Source organism: Enterobacter sp. BNK-34, from assembly GCF_048684445.1.
In the GTDB taxonomy this organism is placed as follows: Bacteria; Pseudomonadota; Gammaproteobacteria; order Enterobacterales; family Enterobacteriaceae; genus Enterobacter; species Enterobacter pseudoroggenkampii.
In genome coordinates this window covers 27,470-46,337 of record NZ_JBLQUA010000002.1, presented here as the reverse complement: position 1 = coordinate 46,337, position 18,868 = coordinate 27,470, and the positions used below count along the sequence as shown (strand labels likewise).

The following is an 18,868-nucleotide window of genomic DNA, read 5'->3' as shown; positions in this document are numbered from 1 at the left end:
AAGCTATCATCAATTGAAAGGTACTTAAGCGAAGACAATGCCATGTTTTATCAATGGTTAAGCGTCATCTTATGTGGACGGCGTGCTGAGAATTGTGATATTTCACTCCATCTGAATGAGAAAACTGACGTATTGTAAAATCGGGATTACTTTATAAAAAAGCAAGCCCATCCATAAAGTGTCGGCCTACAGGGCTGGCCTATTCCTTTTCGTAAGGCGATGATGGAAAGAACATTATCCAGTCGTATTAATGTGGGGAGTACAGCGCATGTGCTGCATACGCAGCCCCTGATGATGCGCCATATCACTATAGATGAACCCACAATAATCCTGGTCCGCCATGGCAGGAAAATAATCCGCTGGGCGCAAGAGGAGATAACGCTGGAAGCGGGTGACGCGGTGGTCATCGGGGAGGGGCACTCTTTTGATATCATCAATACACCATCACCTTTAACGGGTACGTACGAAGCATCATGGCTGAGTTTTTGTGCCGATTTCGTCCAAAACTACTGCTTCATGCATGCCCCACGTATGAGCATGCACGAAGCAAATAAAATGGCGGAGCCAGGCAACAGTTTTCGCCAGGCCTTTTATCACACTGCACAGGCCATTACAGATACTGAAAACATACCTGAAAGTATCGTGGCCAGGCGTATGGAAGAGATGCTGAGTTGGCTGGATGAATACCGCATTTTCTTCGCGCTGAAACAACATACCGGACTGGCGATAAAAATCCGCAAACTCGTTGCAGCAGACATATCACAAGACTGGAATACTGCGCAGGTAGCGGCTGCATTTGGTATGTCGGCCACCACCCTGAGACGCCATCTGCATGCCGAAAATACGTCATTCACCCATCTGGTGACTGACATTCGCATGTGCCGCGCCCTGACACTTTTGCAGGTGACCGATCTTTCAGTCACCCGCATATCCCTGGAAGTCGGCTATGAAAATCCGTCTAAGTTCGCCGCCAGATTTCGAACTCGCTTCGGATTCAGCCCCAGCCTGGTCCGGGTTTCCGGCCAGGCTATCGGCAACCTGGCTGCGGTTAGCGGCCCTGCGTAATCTGAAGATGCGCTTCGCCCAGTGAGTTCGCTTTTGTCATAAAGCCGACCAGGGCGGGCGTCGAGTCCGCCGTTATTCCCGGAAGTTTGTCGACACGAAGTGCCGTCAGCGTGATCTCATAACGGTGCGTTTCACCCTTCGGCGGGCAAGGGCCGCCATAACCCGGGATACCGAAATCAGTCCTGGTCTGAAGAGCCCCTTGCGGGAGATTTTTGTTATCCGCCGTTATCCCCGCCGGTAACGAATGAAGCGATGAGGGTATATTAACCACCTGCCAGTGGATCCAACCGAGGCCTGTCGGCGCATCCCGATCATAGATTTTGAGAGCGAAGCTATGGGTTCCTGCCGGCGCACCACTCCAGTTAAAAGAGGGGGCAAGGTTTCCACCACTGCACCCAAATCCATAAGGTGAACTCAGGGTTTGAGCCACGGGGAAATGGTTTTTTTCAAGCTCATGACTTGTCAGCGTAAAACCGGCTGCAAAAGCGACCTGACTCGACAACGCCAGGCATAATGTACTGATAACTGTAAGGTGATGTCTGGACATTTACTCTTCTCCATAGGGGGGTGATTAATATCCGAATGATAAGAGGAGAGAAAGAGCCCGCGCCGCCCTGAACCGGCCAGTCTTAGCTCCATAACGCCCAAAAATGATATTTGTAATTCTCTGATTTCACAGGATGACGACCATCTCGCCGACGGCAGCTCACCTTACGCGGTATTCCCGGTGCCTGTCTGCTGTGACAAAAGAACAGCATGATTTGTTCTTTTACCTATTGACCAATCAACTAGTAGGTAGTTATAGTGCAACCATGCGCTTAACCGGCATCAGGTAGCGATCGTCAGCTCCCCGGCCCGCTAAGTATTAACTCCGGCCCCAGCGGGGCTTTTCTCTCTTTCGCCTTGCGAGGTACATGATGAGTAAGTTGTTCACCCCCTACAATCTGTCAGGCATGCAGTTAAAAAACCGCGTGGTCATGGCCCCGATGACCCGCACCCGCACAATGAACGACGTGCCGGATGACGTCGTTGCACTTTACTACGCCCAGCGCGCCTCTGCGGGGCTGCTTATCACCGAAGGCATGCCCGTTTCTGAAGAAGGGCGCGGCTATCTGTATACCCCGGGGATCTACAACGCTGCACACGTTCAGGGCTGGCGCAAAGTGACCGATGCGGTACATGCGAAGGGCGGCCGTATTTTTGCTCAGTTGTGGCATGTGGGCCGTATGTCTCACGTCTCTCTTCAGCCAGGTCACATAGCACCGGTTTCAGCGGGCACCGTTCAGGCGGTCAATACCACCGTTTTTGCGCTGACCGAATCCGGAGAACCGGGCCCGGTTGTACCAAGCCAGCCGCGCGCACTGGAAACGCATGAAGTGAAACGCATCACGGCAGACTTCGTGCACTCCGCACGCCTGGCGATGGAAGCCGGTTTTGACGGCGTGGAAATCATGGCGGCAAACGGATTCATCTTTGACCAGTTCCTCAGTAGCGAACTGAACACCCGCACCGACGAATACGGCGGCTCGGTGGAAAATCGTCAGCGTTTCCTGCTGGAGACCATTGACGCCGTGGCGGAAGCCGTGGGTAACAGCCACGTTGCCGTGCGCCTGTCACCGTTTGGCCGCATTTATGACCTCGCGCCGTATGAAGGTGAAGAGCAAACCTGGTCAGCCATCACCGACGCGCTCGGTCAGCGGGAACTGGCCTACGTACACCTTTACTATCAGCCGGTGTACACCAAAGCGCCACTTCCGGAAGGCTTCCGTCGCCGTTTTCGCAACACGTTTAAAGGCACCATCATTGCTGCCGGCGGTTTTACCCGTGATATCGCAGAGCAGGCTCTGGAAGATGATGAGCTGGATCTGGTGGCATTTGGTGTGCCCTACATCGCTAACCCGGATCTGGTTGAAAGAATGCAAAACGGCTGGCCGCTGGCAGAAAGTGACCGCACCACCTACTACGGCGTCAGTGGTTCCCCGGAAAAAGGCTATACCGATTACCCGGTCTGGCAGGCGCAATAAATCCCATACGGTCGCGGTTCTCTGATAAGTGAGCCCGACCGCCCAACGTCTTTGAGGAATCATTATGCAAACGCTGAAACCCACCCTTACCATCGATATCTGGTCAGATTTGGTCTGCCCGTGGTGCTGGATTGCTAAAAAAAGATTTGAACAGGGTCTGAATCGCTTTGAATTTCGCGACCAGGTGGTGATCCGCCATCACAGCTACCGTCTGGCCGGTGGTACTCCCGCGATGCCTTTTAAGGATGCCATCGTTAAAAAGCTGGGCAGTCAGCATTCAGCGGAGCTGATGATGAATCAGGTGGGCACCGCCGGTAAATCTGAAGGTCTGATCTACAACTTCGACGGCATGATGTTTGGTGATACAGAAGATGCACACACCCTGCTGGTTGCCGCGCGTAAGGCCGGAATTGCGGACGCGGTGGAAGAACGTTTTTATCATGGCAGTATCACCGAAGGTCGCTCTCTCTTTGACCGTCAGCAGCTCGTTGCCATGGCCGTAGAAGCCGGTATGCCGAAAGCTGACGCTGAAGCCGCCCTGGAAAATGACGATTTTCGCGCCACCGTTTCCGACGATGAAGCCCACGCACAGTCTATTGGCCTCAGCGGCGTTCCGGTTTTTGTGATGAACGAAAAATATGCCATCAGCGGGGCTCAGGGGGCAGACAACTTTTTGAATGCCCTGCGTCAGGTCTGGGATGAACAGCAAACCGAATTTTCAGCCACTGCGGGTCAGACCTGCGGAACGGATGGCTGCAGTATTTAATCCGTCAACCGCCGGCAGTTTCACGCTGCCGGCAACGTCTTACCCCCCAGTAATGGAGTCAGAAAATGAACACATTTTTCAAAGGTAAAAAACTGCTCGTCGTCGGCGGTACCAGCGGCATGGGCCTGGCCGTGGCACGCATGGTACTGGAAGCGGGCGGCAGTGTCGTGCTGACCGGGAATAAAAAAGACAAAGCCGAAGCGGTACAAAAAGAGCTGAGCCCGCTGGGACCGGTTGCGGTCATCGCGGCCAACCTGATGACCGAAGAAGGTATGGAAACTATCCGTCAGGAAATTAATGCTCACCATCGCGATATCAGCCTGATGGTGAATGCCGCCGGGATCTTCATGCCCAAAGGATTTACCGAGCACAGCTTTGCCGATTATGACATGTACCTTTCGCTGAACCGCGCCACGTTCTTTATTACGCAGGATGTCGTGAAGAACATGCTCGCCGCGAAGCTCGAAGGGTCTATCGTCAACGTCGGTTCGATTGGTGCTCAGGCTGCACTGGGTGACTCGCCGGCCTCGGCCTATTCAATGGCAAAAGCGGGTCTGCATGCCCTGACGCGTAATCTGGCGATTGAGCTGGCCAGCGCGGGTATTCGTGTCAACGCGGTGTCTCCCGGGATTGTTCATACGCCGATATACGAAGGCTTCATGGACAAAGCGGATATCGCAGATGCTATGAAGTCGCTGAACGATTTCCACCCGCTGGGACGCGTCGGAACTGCCGAAGATGTGGCAAACACTATTCTCTTCCTGTTGTCTGACAAAACCTCATGGGTGACGGGCGCTATCTGGGATGTCGATGCGGGCATCATGGCGGTCAGACGATAACCCCGTGACGCTGGCATAAGCCGCCCCTTAAGGGCGGCATTTTTTTGTCGCCAGACATGTCATCAGCAGGCTTCACTCAGGATATTCACGACCTGTTCATCCGTGCCTTTTGTGTTCCCGGCACAGGGTGTTATGCCGGGTTCTGACGACATCCTGACAGGACAAAACGGCCAGAGAGAAAGGGGTTATACACGATGAGGAGCCGGTATCCGCAGTACCTGTGAAATTCTTTTCATCCCTGCTGTCAGCATACTCCGTGGGCAGGCCAGATTTAACCGGATATATCCGTCCCCATTGTCGACAAACAGCAAGCCCCCTTCAAGAAGGACCCCTGACTCCCGGGCAAAATACAGCGATAAATCCTCACCCGCGGTGTCGGGCAGGTAGCGGCTAATATCTATCCAGGCCAGATATGTCCCTTCGGGGATCGAGAACCTGGTTTCGGGTAAATAGCTTTTGAGATAGTCGTGCAGGTACTGGAAATTGCCGTCAATATATTCCCTCAGATGGACAAGCCAGTCATCACATTCACTCCACGCCGCTTTGTTTGCTGCCAGGCTCAGTGGAGAGATGAACTCGTCGTGTCTGAGACGCCACTCGCTTCTGACACCGGGATCCGGAATAATGATATTTGCCAACAAATTCCCGGCCAGATTGAATGTTTTACTCGAGGACATGCAGGTAATAATGCGTGTAGAATCAGGGAAAAGAGAAGCGGCCGGTGTATGACCGATACCACTTCGTGACAGGTCGCAGTGAATTTCGTCAGATATCACCCAGATGTCATTGGCCAGGCAAATTTCAATAATCCGCTTAAGTTCATCAGGCCGCCAGACTCGTCCGGTCGGGTTATGCGGATTACACAGGAAAAGAATTTTCACACGTAAATCGGCCTGACTGGCTTTGCGTGCAAAGTCTTCCCAGTCAGGTTCCCAGCCACCTGCTGATTTTTTTAACGCCGAGTACACCACGCGACGCTGACTGTATTCACCCGCCTTTTTAAACGGGCCATATGAAGGCGTCATAATAAGAATACTGTCATCCTTATCGGTCAGAAGCGGGACGAGACGGTTCAGCGCGGGAATAATGCCCGGAGACAGCACAATGTCTTCCGTTTTGAAACGGTGACCATATTGTCGCTCACACCAGTTGCCAAAGATGTCATAGTATTCTTCGTCGTAGATTTTAGTGTAGCCGAGTATTTTTCTATCCAGACGGTCTCTGATGGCCTGAAGAATCGGCGCTGGTGTGGCAAAAGCCATGTCAGCAACCCACAGGTTGATTAATCCTTCTGCCGGATACCTCATTGCAAATTCGGATTGCCCCGCAAACAGGTATTCCCTCCAGCCGTCCACGGTCAGACTGTCTGTTTTCTCTCTGCTTACGTACTCATCAAAATCATATTTCATTTCATGAACCTGCCTTAGGTGTAGTCTGAAACGTCGACCTCAGTATTCCTGTCAGTCTGATGCCGGAGCGGGAAAACTGGCTCGTGTGATTAACATAAGAGAATCATTACAACTGCATGAATTAATTGCGTTATTGAGGTTTTCTCGCCTTTGCCATCGGCTGACGGGGGGATTTCTCGCGTGTCACCATCACGATGCCCGCCAGCACCGCCAGGGCAGAAAATATCGTTCTGACCGTCAGTGATTCACCCAGGAATACCACCCCCCCTAGCATTGCCAGGCAGGGAACGCTGAGCTGAAGGGTACTGGCGGTAATAGAGCCGAGGGAGGGTAAAAGGGTATACCACAATACATAGGCACCGGCTGAGGCGACGGCACCGGACAGCAATGACAAAGCAATGCCTGCAGCATCAGAGTGACCCTGCTTCATAAACAGCAACGTAAGAGCGAGAGCCATCGGTGCTGCGAGAATAAAATTAGCCGCCGTTGAAGCCCCGGCAGCCTGGCCCACCCTCCCTCTGACGGAATAGGCGGCCCAGGCTAATCCGGAAACGATCATCATAAGTGCACTGTAAAGCGGCGGTGCCTTCGTCCCGGGTAACAGCAGGGCAGCAATTCCCGTCAGAGCCAGAACTAAACCGCAAGCCCGCATAGCGGAGAGTGATTCTCCTTTAAATAATCCGTGGATCACCATCGCAAACTGTACGGCACCAAAAAGTAACAGCGCACCAGCCCCGGTATCGAGATGGATATAGGCGACAGAGAACAGCACCGCATACACCATGAGGTAAAATCCGCTCAGCGGACGCCACAGCGATAATGTGGTCCTGGCATGAAAAAACAGGAAGGGGGACAGGACGAATGCACCACTGGCGAGCCTGAGGCTGCTGAATGAAAGGGGATCAATGTGGCCTCCCTGCAGGGCCAGACGACACAGTATGGAGTTTGCTGCAAATGCCAGCATTGCCAGTGATATTTTAAGAATGAGCGCGCACCTGGCCATTCGAGAAGTCCTCACAAAAGTCTTGTAAACTACCATCTAGTTGGTAGCATAGCGTAAGTGATCACCGAACAGGAAGCAATAATCAGTTTTCAAACTGGAAGGTGAGGACAGGCATTCGGAATGAATTCTGTTTCACATCCCCAGTAAAGGAAGGAAAACGCGTTATGCCAGATGCAGAGCAGAAGATTATTTTTCTCCTGCGATCAAACATATGACATCAGTTTAAGGCCCGGAATATCCTATGAAAAAACTAAAATTTACGTTCAAAAATGCGGCGGGTGAAGAACTGGCCGGATTGCTTGAACTTCCTGAAAATCCAAAAGCGTTTGCGCTGTTAGCTCATTGTTTTACGTGTGGCAAAGACCTCAAAGGCGCGGCGCGTATTGCGCGGAAACTGACAGAGAATGCTATCGCCGTTCTCCGGTTTGATTTTACTGGTCTGGGAAACAGCGAAGGGGATTTTTCCAACACCAACTTCTCATCCAATATTTCGGACCTGCTTTGCGCGGTAGATTATCTCCGCCGACAGTACGAAGCACCTTCTTTGCTCATCGGCCATAGCCTGGGGGGATCGGCCATCCTGTCTATCGCCGGCGAAGTTCCTGAGGCAAAGGCCGTTGTCACCATAGGATCACCCGGAGAACTGACACACGTAAAACGTCTTTTTAAGGATGATGTTGAAAACATTAACCAGCATGGAGCCTATCCCGTTGAGCTGGCCGGGCGGGTATTTACGTTAAAGAAACAGATGCTGGACAATATTCAGGAACACAAAATCGCTCATAAGGTGTTCGCAATGAACAAGCCTCTGCTGATTTTTCATGCGACTGAAGATGATACCGTGTTAATTGAGCAGGCTGAGAAAATATTCAAAGCAGCTAAGCATCCCAAGAGTTTCATTTCCCTGGGTAAGGCTGATCACCTTCTGACACATGCTCAGGATGCTGAATACGTTGCCGATATCATTATATCGTGGAGCGAATGTTACCTTTAAACAGAGTAAATGCATTCAAACTCGTAGCGCTGAGTGAGATTTTCTGCAGAGATCGGACGCTGTTTATGCTGGACTGATTTCGCGATAAAGGCTTAGACCGATGCATACAGGCGGGGCTGAATAAGGGTGAGGCCCGTAATGCCCTTGCGCGAGTATCCTTTATGCACCGGCTGAGTGAAATCAGGGATCTGGGGGCGGGAGGATCAGAGTTACCGCCCCACCGGGCTGACACTACATACGGCGGCGACAATACTCTGGAATACGGTTTATATAGAAAGAACCATTGAGCCGCTTAAGCAAAAAGGAGTCCCTGTTAATGAACTGCTGGTCTCTCATCCTTCTCCACTGCTGTACAAAATATAGTCTTAGCGTGGGATAATTTCCGTTTTCCAAGCGGACCCCATTCTGATCCCGTGGTCCCGTATGAAGCGACGTTCTCCACGATGCCGTTCTGCCAACGCACTCACTGGGAACGGCTGACAACGCGTCCACCTTCGGAACGACGGTGTACCTCCCTCAAGACGCTGATGCAGGCAATGCCTGACGATCGGTTTGTGGTGGCGGCCTCCCCGCTTTATCTGCGTGCTGTTGAGTCAGACCTGTTCGCCGGCAGGAAAGCTCTCTGCAATCCGGAACAACTGACAGTAGTCACGTCAAAAGGCTATCAGGGAAGCCTGAAGGGCAATACCAAGTATACGAGTGCAGACATGATGAAGGCCCTCAATACCAATATGACAGGCCTCAATATCAGTTATGCCCTGCAGCTAATTGGCTGAGTGGATCTGCACACCAGAAAAGCAGTTCAGGGAAGTATCTTCAAAAGCCGCTTTCGCGGCTCTGCCTGCAACTGAACAGTTCTACGGCGCGTCAATTGCAAGGCGGTACATCTCTTCCAGTGCAAGCGGACACCGGAGCGTCAGCGTCTGTTGATCGAAAGCCTCCGTTCCCAGCTGCATATACCAGAATTCATAAAGCAATCTGGATACCAACGTACCACACCGCCGGTAGTTCACTCTGGCCTGTTCAGTGGCGGTAACGAGTTCGTTCAGCGTCATCTGATAATTCATCATAGATACCTCCAGTGGCACAGGGGAATCCTGAGCCTTGTGTATCCTAGGCTTCTGTCACTACGGCAGACAGGCAACAAAAAAATATGAAATCACTCAGTACAGGCATAGCCGGCCCTGGCACTCTGGTATGTCTCTTCAGTTAAATTAAAGTCCCATAATGGGACAAAAAACTTGTAGCAGTCCTAAAATGGGACTATCTTCATGACATGAAGATAATCGCTATCAAGACACTGAGGGATTTCTGGACGGCGAATCCCGATGCAGAGCAGTCGCTAAAAGCCTGGGTAGATGAAGCCAGTAAAGCTGAATGGAAAACCCCGGCAGAAATCAAAGAACAATACCGCAGTGCCAGTATCCTTAAAAACAGGCGTGTGGTTTTTAATATTAAGGGAAATGACTACTGGTTAATTGTTGCGATTGCATACCAGCGAGGATGGATGTTTATCAAATTCATTGGTACGCATAAAGAATATGACAAAATAGATGCTGAAACTGTCAGCCTGGAGTAAACCCTATGCAGATTAAACCTATTAAAACTGAACAGGACTATGAAGCAGCGTTACGCGCCGTGGAGCCTATGTTTGATAATGAACCTCCTGCCGATACCCCGGAGGGTGACTTTTTTGAAATCATGTGTGTGTTGATTAATGAGTACGAAAACAAGTATTTCCAAATTGAAGCCCCTGATCCGGTAGAAGCTATTAAGTTCAGGATGGAACAGCAGGGGCTGACGGTAAAAGATCTTGAGCCAGCAATCGGAAAATCTAACCGGGTCTATGAAGTGCTTAACCGCAAACGTAATCTGACGCTGCCCATGATCCGGAAATTACATGCAATGTTTGGCATTCCTTTAAAAAGCCTCATTGGAGGATAAGTCGAATTGAAATTTACGAGCTTAATAACCGCAGGGTATGCAACCGGGGATAATGAATAATGAAAAGGAAGTTCTGCTCGCTGGTCCTGTTCGTTGTGGCGTTTTCGGCCAGTGCAGATATCAGCGGCCGGATTGTGCGCGTGCTGGACGGGGATACCGTTGAGATTCTTGAGCCAGGAAACCGACTGACGCGCGTACGCCTGGCTGGCATCGATGCGCCGGAAAAGAGCCAGCCCTTTGGCCAGCGTTCCCGTCAGGAACTCTCATCGATGGTGGCTCATCGGCCCGTAACCGTCACGGGAAGTGAAACGGATCGCTATGGACGCCTGCTGGGTACCATATGGCTTGACATGACGGATGTAAATGCCGAACAGGTACGCAAAGGAATGGCCTGGGCATACCGGTACCACGGGAATCTCGTCCGGCCAGGCTACGCTGTTCTGGAGGCTGAAGCCCGTCGTCAGTCAGCTGGACTCTGGTCAGAATCGGGTCAGACAGAGCCCTGGCGCTGGCGTAGTCTGCATCAGGATGAGCAAAAAACGAATAAAAATTAAGGAGATTATTGTATGGCTTTAAAATTAACCGAAAACAAACTGGAAATTCTTGTCGAAACGTTAAATGACATTATATGCGGTGAAGTAAATATTACTCGTGAGCAGCGCGAAAATATGGTCAGAACGGTTGCAACCCTGGGAGGGTTAACGGAGCGGCAGCGCCTAATCACAGCTGAAAAAGACGCCAGAAAGCAGGTAAAAGAAGTAAAGGAAAAAAAACCACGCCTTCCGGATGAAGTGTTTCCGCGCTCCGGAAAACCGTGGGCACCGGAAGACCTGGACCTTATTCATTCGATCATTGCTGATATTCCGGATGACAGAATCGATGATCATATACTCTGGCTGTCGAGGAAACTGCAGCGCACCCCTTATGCCATCACTCTGAAGATTGTCAGTGAAGGCCGTATGAACGAAGAATGGGCTAAAGGGTGGAAGCCTGCCGCAAAATCTATTCGTGAAGATTTCGCTCTGGTCAGGGAAAAGGCATCAGCAAGCAATGTAAATAATTAATGAACTATCGTCAGCCATTTAAAAGGGTTAATAAACTGACTAAGATCTAGGATGATAATTTTAAAGTATTATTAGGAATTTTCCTGCTGCACTAAATATAATATTCATACGGCCGATAATAAGAGTGTAAGAAAGGGGGCCGTGTGAACGATTTTCATATTTTAAGTATTTGTATTCAGAATAAGGATGCGGCGGGCGCAATGCGTGTGCTGCGTGATAAATCAGAATTTGCGGCGCGCAAGATTCTGGAGAAACTTAAGGTCAGGGTCACAGCGCAAACAGGCAGGGCATTCTGGCATTATGTTCAGGGCTGGCTGTTAACCGCGTGTCGCCAGGGGAATATACAGCATGAATCATTCAGTACCCAACGTACTTCCCAGTATCCGGAATGCCAGCCAGCTCAGTCCCGCTGCTCTGGATATGGTCAAGCTTCTCGCACTTCTGGCCATGATTATCGACCACACCAATACGGTGTTTCTGTCGCCAGCCTGGCCGGTGATGTATGCGCTTGGCCGGATGGCCTTCCCCCTGTTCACGCTTATATGGGCGATGAACGTACAGCGCACCCCGGAACGACTTCAGAAGAGAGCCAATCGTCTGTGGATCTGGGCAGTCATCACGCAGCCGGTGTTCAGCCTGGCCTTCTGGCATCACCAGCCCTGGTGGGCCCTGAACATTCTGTTCTTGTTTGCCGGCGTCACGCAGCTGATTGCCCTGCAGTACCAGCACGGCCGGAAAGGAATGTTTGCGGGATATCTGCTCCTGGCCCTCATGATTTGGCCGCTGCAGCCGGCAAGCTACGGGCTGGCAGGAATAACGCTGGCCATCAGTATGGCAACCGTTTCTGGCAACGAAACACCCGAAGTGCAGCGGCTGGCGGCCATCACTGCCGTGCTGTCACTGATTTGTTTAAACGGGTTCTCGCATCTCCCGGATCTGCCCGCAGAAACATTATTACTGGCCACGCTGCCTACTCTGGCATTCCCCCTGGCAGTGGTTTCCTTCTGCAGGAAAATCTGTCCGGAGGGCCGCAAGCGTTTCATGCCGCGTAATTTCTTTTATTATGCTTACGCCGGCCACCTGGGGATTATTGGTCTGGTACAGTCTACTTTTGGCTGAATTAGGATGACGTGATGGCTATCAGTGAGAAAGAGCTGATAGCCCGTAACCACCTGACAGGTTATCGGTCGGGCTTAACTGGTTATTAGCGCAGGGCATGTTAAACTTCCCGCAGGGAAAAGGAGAGAAGCATGAACCATGAAAGTGATCTGATGAACCACGGCTTCAGTGAAGAGGACATTGTCCGACTGCGGGCCAGTTCAGCTAAAACGGGTACGGAAATGGATACTCTGCTGAACGATCTGGCAAACCGTTTTAAGGCCCTGATATGGGTGCTGTCAGTCATGTTACTGATTTTTGTGGCCACACTTTTGGCTGGCTCGAGGATGCATGCCATTTCCTTTGGCGTGGCTATTCTTGTTCTTGGCACTCTGTTTACGATTACCATGCCTTTGAAGCTGGCCTATAAATCATGGCATTACCGCCGGAAAAATCTCATTTCCCAGCGTCATCAGAAGTGATCAGATCGAAAACAACCTTAGCCTTTACCCCCCATCCCACAATTTTCATTGTCAGTTTACCCCGGGACATGGTGTCGATTTTCCGGTAAAAATCGGTGCTGATATAGTTAAACAGACGCCATGTTCCAGGTCTGGCCATTAATCCATAGACACTGTAGATATTGCCTGCAAGCGCGATCCCGTTGTATATCCCCAACCCTGTTGATCGTTCAAATCCCATGAATTTAGCGATATTCATGGCACCATCACCAAACATACCCTGCGTGTCAGGTTCATTCAGGAACTGACGACCAACTTCACGGGTTATCGTGTTGGCCGAGTCGACAATCAGAATAGCCCCGGCAAGAACGCCGACGGGTGTCATCGAGGAAGTCAGCACAAAGCCAAATGCACCCTGCATACCTGCCAGCACCACTTTAATTCCTGAGATGACATAACCGACCATCCGGTCTTCATCCCTGACGTATTTGATCTGTGCATATAGTTTCGCATAACCGGTCTGGAGCTGGCGGCTCTGCTCAAGCAGACTGCTGTTTTCGACCTGCAGGTTACGCAGGCAGGTCATGCACTCTTCGTCAGACTTTGCCCGACGGGCACGCTCAAATTCGCCATTAATGACAGATTTAATTTCATCAATGAATTTGAGACGCGTCAGTCCATCCCCCAGATGTCGGGCGCCAACAATGTTAGCGGTATTGACGAGTTTGCGGGCCTCCAGATTAATCATGGTTTCTGCCCAGACTCGTGCCTGGCTTTTGTTTCCCGGAAGAATTATATCCATTTTACTCATCCTGATTGAAAATCACCCGTTAAAGCTTATCGCGCTCCCGGATTTAGGCAACCCTGCTTTAAAGGGTAAAATAATAGTCTGATGCTGTCAGTAAACCTTCGGCCATGATGGCCTGCCCGTGTAGTCCAGGGTTCATGGAACATGTATGCCGCGAAGCGGCATGGAGACGCCAGCCGGAGCTGAACCGGGTGATTCTGGCGAGGGGCGTCGGAACCGGCATCAGCCGTTACGGATTGATAGGTTCTGCCAATCACATCCCTTTCCCTGCAAAGCTATACCCGCTTAAAGCTTTCCGATTGCTAATGTGCGCGGTCGGAGTGAGTCCGTCAAGGCCTCTGGCCGCTGACGGGCTGTATCTCCGCGTTAGCGCCGTCAGGCGCTTACGAGCGTGTATGAAGTGATTACCGCGACTTAACTACAGCTACTCTTGATACTAGTTACAACATCCCTCTTAAAGCGAGGGTGTTCCGGCCCTTCGGGCCGGGGCGGCGTCGGTTTAGCAGGGGTCAGGTATGTATGCGGCGCCTGGTTCTGGCGAGAATGGGGCCCGGCGCTTGCGACGGGAGGTACTTTTGATTTCCTTCTGAGCGCGCGGCCGTGAGGCCGCTGCATGCGAAGGCATTTTACGTTATCCACAGAGTAGCCGAAGACAAAGATCTACTCTGGAATGTAATGAACAGAGAGATAAAAAAGATGAAGTAAGACTGTTTTGCGGAATGTCTTTTATTCATTTCCGGGTTACTTCACTTATTCGTTTGCGGATTTCTGTGTAAAAAAAAGAGATAGTGGCCACTGCGGGCCATAACGACCGGCAGAACGTCATGGTGACCGGAAGAAGAAAGGAGTAAAGGATGAAAAATGAGCAGAACGGCCGAAAAAAACAAGCACGAAAAGCCCCGGTGAGGGGCCTGTAAACAGGAAGACTGTTGTGTCGTCTGTGACTAGTCCGGTGGAGAAAGCGCCAGATCCAGCTGGTAAAGATGCTGGATGGCCAGCGCCTTCAGGCGCTCAGATGTGCACCAGTACGCTTCGTCAGGCGGCAGGGTACGATAAATCCATTCAGACATTGCATGGAGTCGTTCATCTGCCGGCAGCTTAATCAGATTGTTGGCACGTTTACGCTCCGCGCCTTTTTTGCGGCGGTAAACGAGTGCCTCCTGACGCTTACGGCCAGACCAGCATTTCCGCGCAGAGTGGGCCTGAACATCATCATGTTCGCTCATCACCCCTTCCCGGATCAGCTGCTCACGCTCGGCGCTCTGACGGAGCTTCTTCTCCTGTTCTTTAAACAGCTTGTCCATATCGACGCCCAGCATCTGGAATCCCACAGGGGTAATATAGACATACGTTGGCAGCCAGGTGCGGGATTCACGATCCCAGGTGCGTTCTTCCGCGAGACCCAGAACGCCAAACCGTACCTGTTCCTCAATAAGCCGTGAAAGGCGTGACACCGTCACCTCCGTTTCAGGAATGACATTGCCTTTTGCGTCCTTTGCACTGAGTTCTTTTGCAAGACGGGAGATACACATGCCGACGGTATGCTTGCCGGCATCACAGAAGCTGATGAGCACTGGCCAGAGCGCATCGAGCAGGCGCTGACGTTCCGGACGGAAGCCATATTTACGTCCCGCCTTACGGCGGCCGGCGACATAGAGAGGGTGACGAGAAACATGCATGCGCAGGCTGGCCTGCCCGGTTTCTTTATCTTTTTTCACCAGGCGATTGTAGGCATGACCGAGCTGTCCGGAGAGCTTTTTATAATGCTCCGGGCGATACCAGGCCGGGTTCTCACATTTGGCTTTTGTGGAATGCTCACCGCGTTTGCGGCGGGTGAGTTTTTTGACTGGTGCAATGAGGAAATTACCCTGAGTGCCGGCATCGACATCCTGCCAGAAACGGGTTAACTCATCTTTCGGTAGATCTGACCAGTGAACAGAAATCTGATTGTCATTCACGGCGGCCTGTTCTTATGGCGGCCGGGTGTTGTTTTCTATGGTGCATGCGTTATAATCCTTCACAGGCAACGCGCCTGCTTTTGGACCCCCTGATATCTGACTCTTCCGCCAAGTTGATGACAGATTTCGGGGGGTTTGTGCATTCAGGTTCCGGGAAATCCCGTTACCTGCTCCTGAACGTTTTAACGGACACGTCCTGTCCCTGTTTGTTTCCGGAAGTCCGCATTTCTTCCGTAAAACCATCTTTGTTACCCGCCTGCCTCACCACAAAGCAGTCAAACTGTGAGTTTGAGTTAGGTCACAAAAGTAATTCGAATCAACAATCTGTCCCACCACAAGACGATCGCTGACGATCCGAATACTACCTTCTCGTCAGTAATTTTTCCAGATGTTAGACCAGATTACTACCCATCGGCGCGTGCTGATTGTCCCTAAGAAATTTTTACCGGCAGCGCTCACTGTAATGTCAGGGAATTATGTGTAATCCGGGAATCCTGCAGAGAGTAAAGAAATTTGCAAGCAGGGCATTTAACTTAAGTCGTTGAACTGTGGAGCTTTAGGATCATATCTGTAGTGAGAGAAAGTTTGTATAGCGTTTGCTATACATTATTCCTGTGTTATGCTCGTAAAGCAATTGCTATACAAGGGGGCACTAATGAAATCAGAAGTTCAACTCAATCTCAGAGCCAAAGAATCTCAAAGAGCACTCATCGATGCTGCTGCAGAGATACTTCATAAATCACGTACGGATTTCATTCTGGAAATGGCATGCCAGGCTGCGGAGAATGTGATCCTTGATCGACGTGTATTTAATTTTAACGATGAGCAGTATGCCGAGTTTATCGATATGCTCGATGCGCCAGTTGCGGATGACGCTGCCATCAATAAACTCCTGGCAAGGAAACCTCAGTGGGACGTGTAACAGCTCCGGAACCGTTATCCAGCTCACATCAACTGGCTGAGTTCGTAAGCGGGGAGGCCGTTCTCGATCACTGGCTTAAACAGCGAGGGTTAAAAAATCAGGCTCTTGGTGCTGCCCGGACATTCATTGTATGTAAAACAGGCACCAAACAGGTTGCCGGTTTTTACTCCCTGGCCACCGGCAGCGTTAACCATGTTGAAGCGACGGGAAGTCTCAGGCGCAATATGCCAGATCCAATCCCGGTTATCATACTTGCTCGCCTGGCTGTCGGTGTCTCACTTCGTGGACAAGGGCTGGGTGCTGATTTACTGCACGATGCAGTATTGCGCTGCTATCGTGTAGCTGGAAATATTGGAGTCCGTGCGATTATGGTTCATGCACTGACTGAAGAAGCCAAAAACTTTTATCTTCACCATGGCTTTAAGGCATCGAAAACTCAGGAACGGACATTATTTTTAAAGTTACCACAGTGAGGTTTGAGGAAAAAGGGTAGGGTGGTGTATAACTTATTGATTTGTAATGTAATGTGTTGCTGCATTTAACATAATCTTTGTTATGCGCACAAGTGCTGTGACAGCAAAATTCTAATGTCACTTTTAACCCATTTAGTGATGTCACTTTTTCTGGCATAAAGGATCCAATCCTCAGGCCATGGATACATCAGGATGCTTGTGACCATGTCAGATAAAGAACTCAGTAGGATCGATGTCATTCAGTCAGTTGTTGAAAAGCGCATGCCAGCTCAGCAGCTTGCTCTGACCGAACTCAGACACAGCGTCTGATGAACCGCTTTCGCGAATCTGGCGCTGCAGGACTAGCAAACCTTCGGCGTGGATGCCCCGGTAATCACAGGCTTCCTGAGTCACTTAAGCTGTGTGTTCTTTCATTACTTCACGAGCATTACAGCGATTTTGGACTAACACTGGCTGCAGAAAAATTGCGCGAACGTCACAACATCACAGTATCTGTTGAGAACACTCCCTAGGCATTTTTGGCAGGAGTACTATTGTTAAATGTTTGTTTGGCCAGCCAAAGGTGTGGACAAACACTGCGCCCTACCAGGCAATTACCCTATTATTATATACTTATCCTGCAATGGTTTGTAATTAGGTGCTTATGGTTGGGCTGAGAATAACTTCCATTTATGCCGTTAAAAAATAACAAAGCTTCTGGAATAGTGGGTTTTAAATTACTATGCACAACTTGTTTGGATCATGGCGTTTGTCTCGCCATCGGCGGTTCGCTCTCTTTGGGCAGCGAAAGCCGCTCGCATTATTTAATGCGTTACAGTCGATAACAAACTATACTAATGGCTGGTTATCTATGTTTATGTGCAGAATATTTTCTCTGTTGAATAGGCCGGTAACCATTTCTTGTAAAATCCCAGCAGTGCTAATGGCGTTAGGGAAACCTGTTATATTTAATAGTCGAGAAAGTAATGACACCATCTATGAAAAGAGCGCCGTCCCGCGACGAACACAAACATTGCAATCATACTGCCTACCCTGAGCGTGGGTATCCCATTAACTTAGAATGATAACAAGACAGAATATTATGCGCATAGTGATGCTATCTCTTATCTTTGTGTCCAACCTCTGCTTTGCCGATGGCATCGGATACATCTGGGGTGGCTCGCCAGCACCAGGTGGTAAAATAGCTAAAGGTACTTCAGTTCCTATCTGTAATCGGCCAGATGCAGACCTAGCGAGAAATTGGTATCTACATCTAAGGCGTTGGAATACGCGTCGTGGATTGTGGGAGATTGGGCCTACTTATCCCGCGCATGCAAATGGAGCCTCCACTGGGCAGCCATGGAATGACGCATCGACGATTGACCCAAAAATGATCTTAGACAGCCGCGACTGTAACGAAGAAGGATACATACTATTTGGCGTTCCGCTACCCGAAACCTTAAATTTCTGGATAGAGAATGACCCCGAGCATGCTGGTGATATATGCCTTATTTTTGACGGCGATTTTACGGATAAAGACACGGAAGAATGGGTAAATGAAGTCTGTGATATTAGCCCTGGTAGACCCAAACTTGAGTGTCATGTTGTACCCTCTGAATTGCATTGGGATCTCGGCGCCTTAACTCCTGATGAACTCGCCAAAAAGAGTATTGATTTGTATTTGAACACTGAATGTGAAAATCCCAATCAGGATAGCGTGAAAGTTAACATCGAAGTTACTTCTAATGAAATCAACAATGTCGAAATGGCTTTCACCTCGTCAATAACAGGAAAACCTTTGGGTGGGGACTACACGCTCACCCCTGGAACTCAAGTTCCGATAAAAATCACATTTACCGGAATGCCATCAGTAATAGGAGGAATGACTTTTACTTCAATAATGAAAATCACATATTTATGATAAACTGATATTCAATTGGTTATAAAATAATTTCGAAAGGCTATGAAAGTGCAGGTGATGTCTCTAATTGGTTGAGTTTGACATCTTTCCTGCCCTAAAAATGAACTGCAAGCCAAAAATTGGACGTTTTAAATCATGCT

Annotated in this window: 21 protein-coding genes and 2 pseudogenes; 17 read left to right on the top strand and 6 right to left on the bottom strand. The window is 50.1% G+C overall.

Features of this window, described 5'->3' with window-relative positions:
• Positions 1 to 219 precede the first annotated feature (219 nt).
• Positions 220 to 1,065, top strand: a complete 846-nt coding sequence (locus ACMGG5_RS24070) for a helix-turn-helix transcriptional regulator (protein WP_045334643.1) — start codon at positions 220 to 222, stop codon at positions 1,063 to 1,065.
• On the opposite strand, the gene ACMGG5_RS24065 is transcribed toward ACMGG5_RS24070, so the two are convergent.
• Positions 1,049 to 1,612: a YbhB/YbcL family Raf kinase inhibitor-like protein gene (locus ACMGG5_RS24065; protein ID WP_126488684.1), complete on the bottom strand. Its 564-nt coding sequence runs from the start codon at positions 1,610 to 1,612 to the stop codon at positions 1,049 to 1,051. The genes ACMGG5_RS24070 and ACMGG5_RS24065 overlap by 17 nt on opposite strands.
• A gap of 370 nt (positions 1,613 to 1,982) precedes the next feature.
• Here ACMGG5_RS24065 and ACMGG5_RS24060 point away from each other — a divergent pair, with 370 nt between their 5' ends.
• From ACMGG5_RS24060 to ACMGG5_RS24050, 3 genes are all read left to right on the top strand, one after another.
• The gene (locus ACMGG5_RS24060) at positions 1,983 to 3,089 is read left to right on the top strand and encodes an alkene reductase (protein WP_126488733.1); all 1,107 of its coding nucleotides are present in this window, start codon (positions 1,983 to 1,985) and stop codon (positions 3,087 to 3,089) included.
• A gap of 64 nt (positions 3,090 to 3,153) precedes the next feature.
• Entirely contained in the window at positions 3,154 to 3,855 is a 702-nt protein-coding gene (locus ACMGG5_RS24055; RefSeq protein ID WP_126488682.1) for a DsbA family oxidoreductase, read from the top strand.
• Positions 3,856 to 3,920: 65 nt separating this feature from the next.
• Entirely contained in the window at positions 3,921 to 4,694 is a 774-nt protein-coding gene (locus tag ACMGG5_RS24050; RefSeq protein WP_004729618.1) for an SDR family NAD(P)-dependent oxidoreductase, read from the top strand.
• Positions 4,695 to 4,879: 185 nt separating this feature from the next.
• On the opposite strand, the gene ACMGG5_RS24045 is transcribed toward ACMGG5_RS24050, so the two are convergent.
• Positions 4,880 to 6,103, bottom strand: coding sequence for a MalY/PatB family protein (locus tag ACMGG5_RS24045; protein ID WP_214580419.1), 1,224 nt, complete (start codon positions 6,101 to 6,103; stop codon positions 4,880 to 4,882).
• Between the two features lie 130 nt (positions 6,104 to 6,233).
• Positions 6,234 to 7,106 (bottom strand): DMT family transporter, encoded by an 873-nt coding sequence (locus ACMGG5_RS24040; protein WP_126488678.1) that lies wholly within the window; start codon positions 7,104 to 7,106, stop codon positions 6,234 to 6,236.
• Between the two features lie 241 nt (positions 7,107 to 7,347).
• On the opposite strand from ACMGG5_RS24040, the gene ACMGG5_RS24035 reads away from it, so the two are divergent.
• The 3 genes and pseudogenes from ACMGG5_RS24035 to ACMGG5_RS24025 all read left to right on the top strand — a co-directional run bounded on the left by ACMGG5_RS24035 (position 7,348) and on the right by ACMGG5_RS24025 (position 8,876).
• Entirely contained in the window at positions 7,348 to 8,100 is a 753-nt protein-coding gene (locus ACMGG5_RS24035) for an alpha/beta hydrolase family protein (RefSeq protein WP_004729622.1), read from the top strand.
• A 26-nt stretch (positions 8,101 to 8,126) separates the two neighbouring features.
• Positions 8,127 to 8,448: pseudogene (locus ACMGG5_RS24030) on the top strand (Tn3 family transposase); the annotation flags it as partial.
• A gap of 179 nt (positions 8,449 to 8,627) precedes the next feature.
• On the top strand, positions 8,628 to 8,876 hold the full coding sequence (locus ACMGG5_RS24025) for a hypothetical protein (RefSeq protein ID WP_232931732.1): 249 nt from the start codon (positions 8,628 to 8,630) through the stop codon (positions 8,874 to 8,876).
• A gap of 81 nt (positions 8,877 to 8,957) precedes the next feature.
• Here ACMGG5_RS24025 and ACMGG5_RS24020 read toward each other — a convergent pair whose 3' ends face one another.
• A complete protein-coding gene (locus tag ACMGG5_RS24020) occupies positions 8,958 to 9,170 on the bottom strand; it encodes a hypothetical protein (protein ID WP_214580418.1) in 213 nt (70 codons plus the stop codon).
• A 206-nt stretch (positions 9,171 to 9,376) separates the two neighbouring features.
• On the opposite strand from ACMGG5_RS24020, the gene ACMGG5_RS24015 reads away from it, so the two are divergent.
• The 6 genes from ACMGG5_RS24015 (at position 9,377) to ACMGG5_RS23990 (ending at position 12,688) form a co-directional block, all read left to right on the top strand.
• Complete coding sequence (locus tag ACMGG5_RS24015; protein ID WP_126488672.1) at positions 9,377 to 9,679, top strand: type II toxin-antitoxin system HigB family toxin; 303 nt, start codon at positions 9,377 to 9,379, stop codon at positions 9,677 to 9,679.
• 5 nt (positions 9,680 to 9,684) lie between these two features.
• Positions 9,685 to 10,044: a helix-turn-helix domain-containing protein gene (locus tag ACMGG5_RS24010; RefSeq protein ID WP_126488670.1), complete on the top strand. Its 360-nt coding sequence runs from the start codon at positions 9,685 to 9,687 to the stop codon at positions 10,042 to 10,044.
• Positions 10,045 to 10,103: 59 nt separating this feature from the next.
• Positions 10,104 to 10,598, top strand: a complete 495-nt coding sequence (locus ACMGG5_RS24005; protein WP_126488668.1) for a thermonuclease family protein — start codon at positions 10,104 to 10,106, stop codon at positions 10,596 to 10,598.
• A 12-nt stretch (positions 10,599 to 10,610) separates the two neighbouring features.
• Entirely contained in the window at positions 10,611 to 11,108 is a 498-nt protein-coding gene (locus ACMGG5_RS24000) for a hypothetical protein (RefSeq protein ID WP_233396711.1), read from the top strand.
• Between the two features lie 348 nt (positions 11,109 to 11,456).
• Positions 11,457 to 12,227, top strand: coding sequence for a TraX family protein (locus ACMGG5_RS23995; protein WP_214580417.1), 771 nt, complete (start codon positions 11,457 to 11,459; stop codon positions 12,225 to 12,227).
• A gap of 131 nt (positions 12,228 to 12,358) precedes the next feature.
• Positions 12,359 to 12,688 carry a hypothetical protein gene (locus ACMGG5_RS23990; RefSeq protein ID WP_126488661.1) on the top strand — a complete coding sequence of 110 codons (330 nt, stop codon included), beginning with the start codon at positions 12,359 to 12,361 and terminating at the stop codon, positions 12,686 to 12,688.
• Here the strand turns inward: ACMGG5_RS23990 and ACMGG5_RS23985 are convergent.
• Together ACMGG5_RS23985 and repA are read right to left on the bottom strand one after the other, a co-directional pair.
• A complete protein-coding gene (locus ACMGG5_RS23985) occupies positions 12,663 to 13,469 on the bottom strand; it encodes a DUF4225 domain-containing protein (RefSeq protein WP_063136860.1) in 807 nt (268 codons plus the stop codon). The genes ACMGG5_RS23990 and ACMGG5_RS23985 overlap by 26 nt on opposite strands.
• Positions 13,470 to 14,419: 950 nt before the next feature.
• Positions 14,420 to 15,433, bottom strand: a complete 1,014-nt coding sequence (gene repA, locus ACMGG5_RS23980; protein WP_233396710.1) for a plasmid replication initiator RepA — start codon at positions 15,431 to 15,433, stop codon at positions 14,420 to 14,422.
• A 619-nt stretch (positions 15,434 to 16,052) separates the two neighbouring features.
• Here repA and ACMGG5_RS23975 point away from each other — a divergent pair.
• The 4 genes and pseudogenes from ACMGG5_RS23975 to ACMGG5_RS23960 all read left to right on the top strand — a co-directional run bounded on the left by ACMGG5_RS23975 (position 16,053) and on the right by ACMGG5_RS23960 (position 18,728).
• Positions 16,053 to 16,355 (top strand): DUF1778 domain-containing protein, encoded by a 303-nt coding sequence (locus ACMGG5_RS23975; RefSeq protein ID WP_407057344.1) that lies wholly within the window; start codon positions 16,053 to 16,055, stop codon positions 16,353 to 16,355.
• On the top strand, positions 16,343 to 16,828 hold the full coding sequence (locus ACMGG5_RS23970) for a GNAT family N-acetyltransferase (RefSeq protein ID WP_232946148.1): 486 nt from the start codon (positions 16,343 to 16,345) through the stop codon (positions 16,826 to 16,828). The genes ACMGG5_RS23975 and ACMGG5_RS23970 overlap by 13 nt, the downstream gene beginning before the upstream one ends.
• Positions 16,829 to 17,032: 204 nt before the next feature.
• A pseudogene (locus tag ACMGG5_RS23965) lies at positions 17,033 to 17,328 on the top strand (ISNCY family transposase); the annotation flags it as partial.
• Positions 17,329 to 17,909: 581 nt separating this feature from the next.
• Entirely contained in the window at positions 17,910 to 18,728 is an 819-nt protein-coding gene (locus ACMGG5_RS23960) for a hypothetical protein (RefSeq protein WP_233396709.1), read from the top strand.
• Positions 18,729 to 18,868: the final 140 nt, after the last annotated feature.

Bases quoted from the DNA above. Each gene is read 5' to 3' on its own strand.
- ACMGG5_RS24070 (WP_045334643.1), top strand. From the start codon at position 220: ATGATGGAAAGAACATTATCCAGTCGTATTAATGTGGGGAGTACAGCG.
- ACMGG5_RS24065 (WP_126488684.1), bottom strand. From the start codon at position 1,612: ATGTCCAGACATCACCTTACAGTTATCAGTACATTATGCCTGGCGTTG.
- ACMGG5_RS24060 (WP_126488733.1), top strand. From the start codon at position 1,983: ATGAGTAAGTTGTTCACCCCCTACAATCTGTCAGGCATGCAGTTAAAA.
- ACMGG5_RS24055 (WP_126488682.1), top strand. From the start codon at position 3,154: ATGCAAACGCTGAAACCCACCCTTACCATCGATATCTGGTCAGATTTG.
- ACMGG5_RS24050 (WP_004729618.1), top strand. From the start codon at position 3,921: ATGAACACATTTTTCAAAGGTAAAAAACTGCTCGTCGTCGGCGGTACC.
- ACMGG5_RS24045 (WP_214580419.1), bottom strand. From the start codon at position 6,103: ATGAAATATGATTTTGATGAGTACGTAAGCAGAGAGAAAACAGACAGT.
- ACMGG5_RS24040 (WP_126488678.1), bottom strand. From the start codon at position 7,106: ATGGCCAGGTGCGCGCTCATTCTTAAAATATCACTGGCAATGCTGGCA.
- ACMGG5_RS24035 (WP_004729622.1), top strand. From the start codon at position 7,348: ATGAAAAAACTAAAATTTACGTTCAAAAATGCGGCGGGTGAAGAACTG.
- ACMGG5_RS24025 (WP_232931732.1), top strand. From the start codon at position 8,628: ATGCAGGCAATGCCTGACGATCGGTTTGTGGTGGCGGCCTCCCCGCTT.
- ACMGG5_RS24020 (WP_214580418.1), bottom strand. From the start codon at position 9,170: ATGATGAATTATCAGATGACGCTGAACGAACTCGTTACCGCCACTGAA.
- ACMGG5_RS24015 (WP_126488672.1), top strand. From the start codon at position 9,377: ATGAAGATAATCGCTATCAAGACACTGAGGGATTTCTGGACGGCGAAT.
- ACMGG5_RS24010 (WP_126488670.1), top strand. From the start codon at position 9,685: ATGCAGATTAAACCTATTAAAACTGAACAGGACTATGAAGCAGCGTTA.
- ACMGG5_RS24005 (WP_126488668.1), top strand. From the start codon at position 10,104: ATGAAAAGGAAGTTCTGCTCGCTGGTCCTGTTCGTTGTGGCGTTTTCG.
- ACMGG5_RS24000 (WP_233396711.1), top strand. From the start codon at position 10,611: ATGGCTTTAAAATTAACCGAAAACAAACTGGAAATTCTTGTCGAAACG.
- ACMGG5_RS23995 (WP_214580417.1), top strand. From the start codon at position 11,457: ATGAATCATTCAGTACCCAACGTACTTCCCAGTATCCGGAATGCCAGC.
- ACMGG5_RS23990 (WP_126488661.1), top strand. From the start codon at position 12,359: ATGAACCATGAAAGTGATCTGATGAACCACGGCTTCAGTGAAGAGGAC.
- ACMGG5_RS23985 (WP_063136860.1), bottom strand. From the start codon at position 13,469: ATGGATATAATTCTTCCGGGAAACAAAAGCCAGGCACGAGTCTGGGCA.
- ACMGG5_RS23975 (WP_407057344.1), top strand. From the start codon at position 16,053: ATGCTCGTAAAGCAATTGCTATACAAGGGGGCACTAATGAAATCAGAA.
- ACMGG5_RS23960 (WP_233396709.1), top strand. From the start codon at position 17,910: ATGCGCATAGTGATGCTATCTCTTATCTTTGTGTCCAACCTCTGCTTT.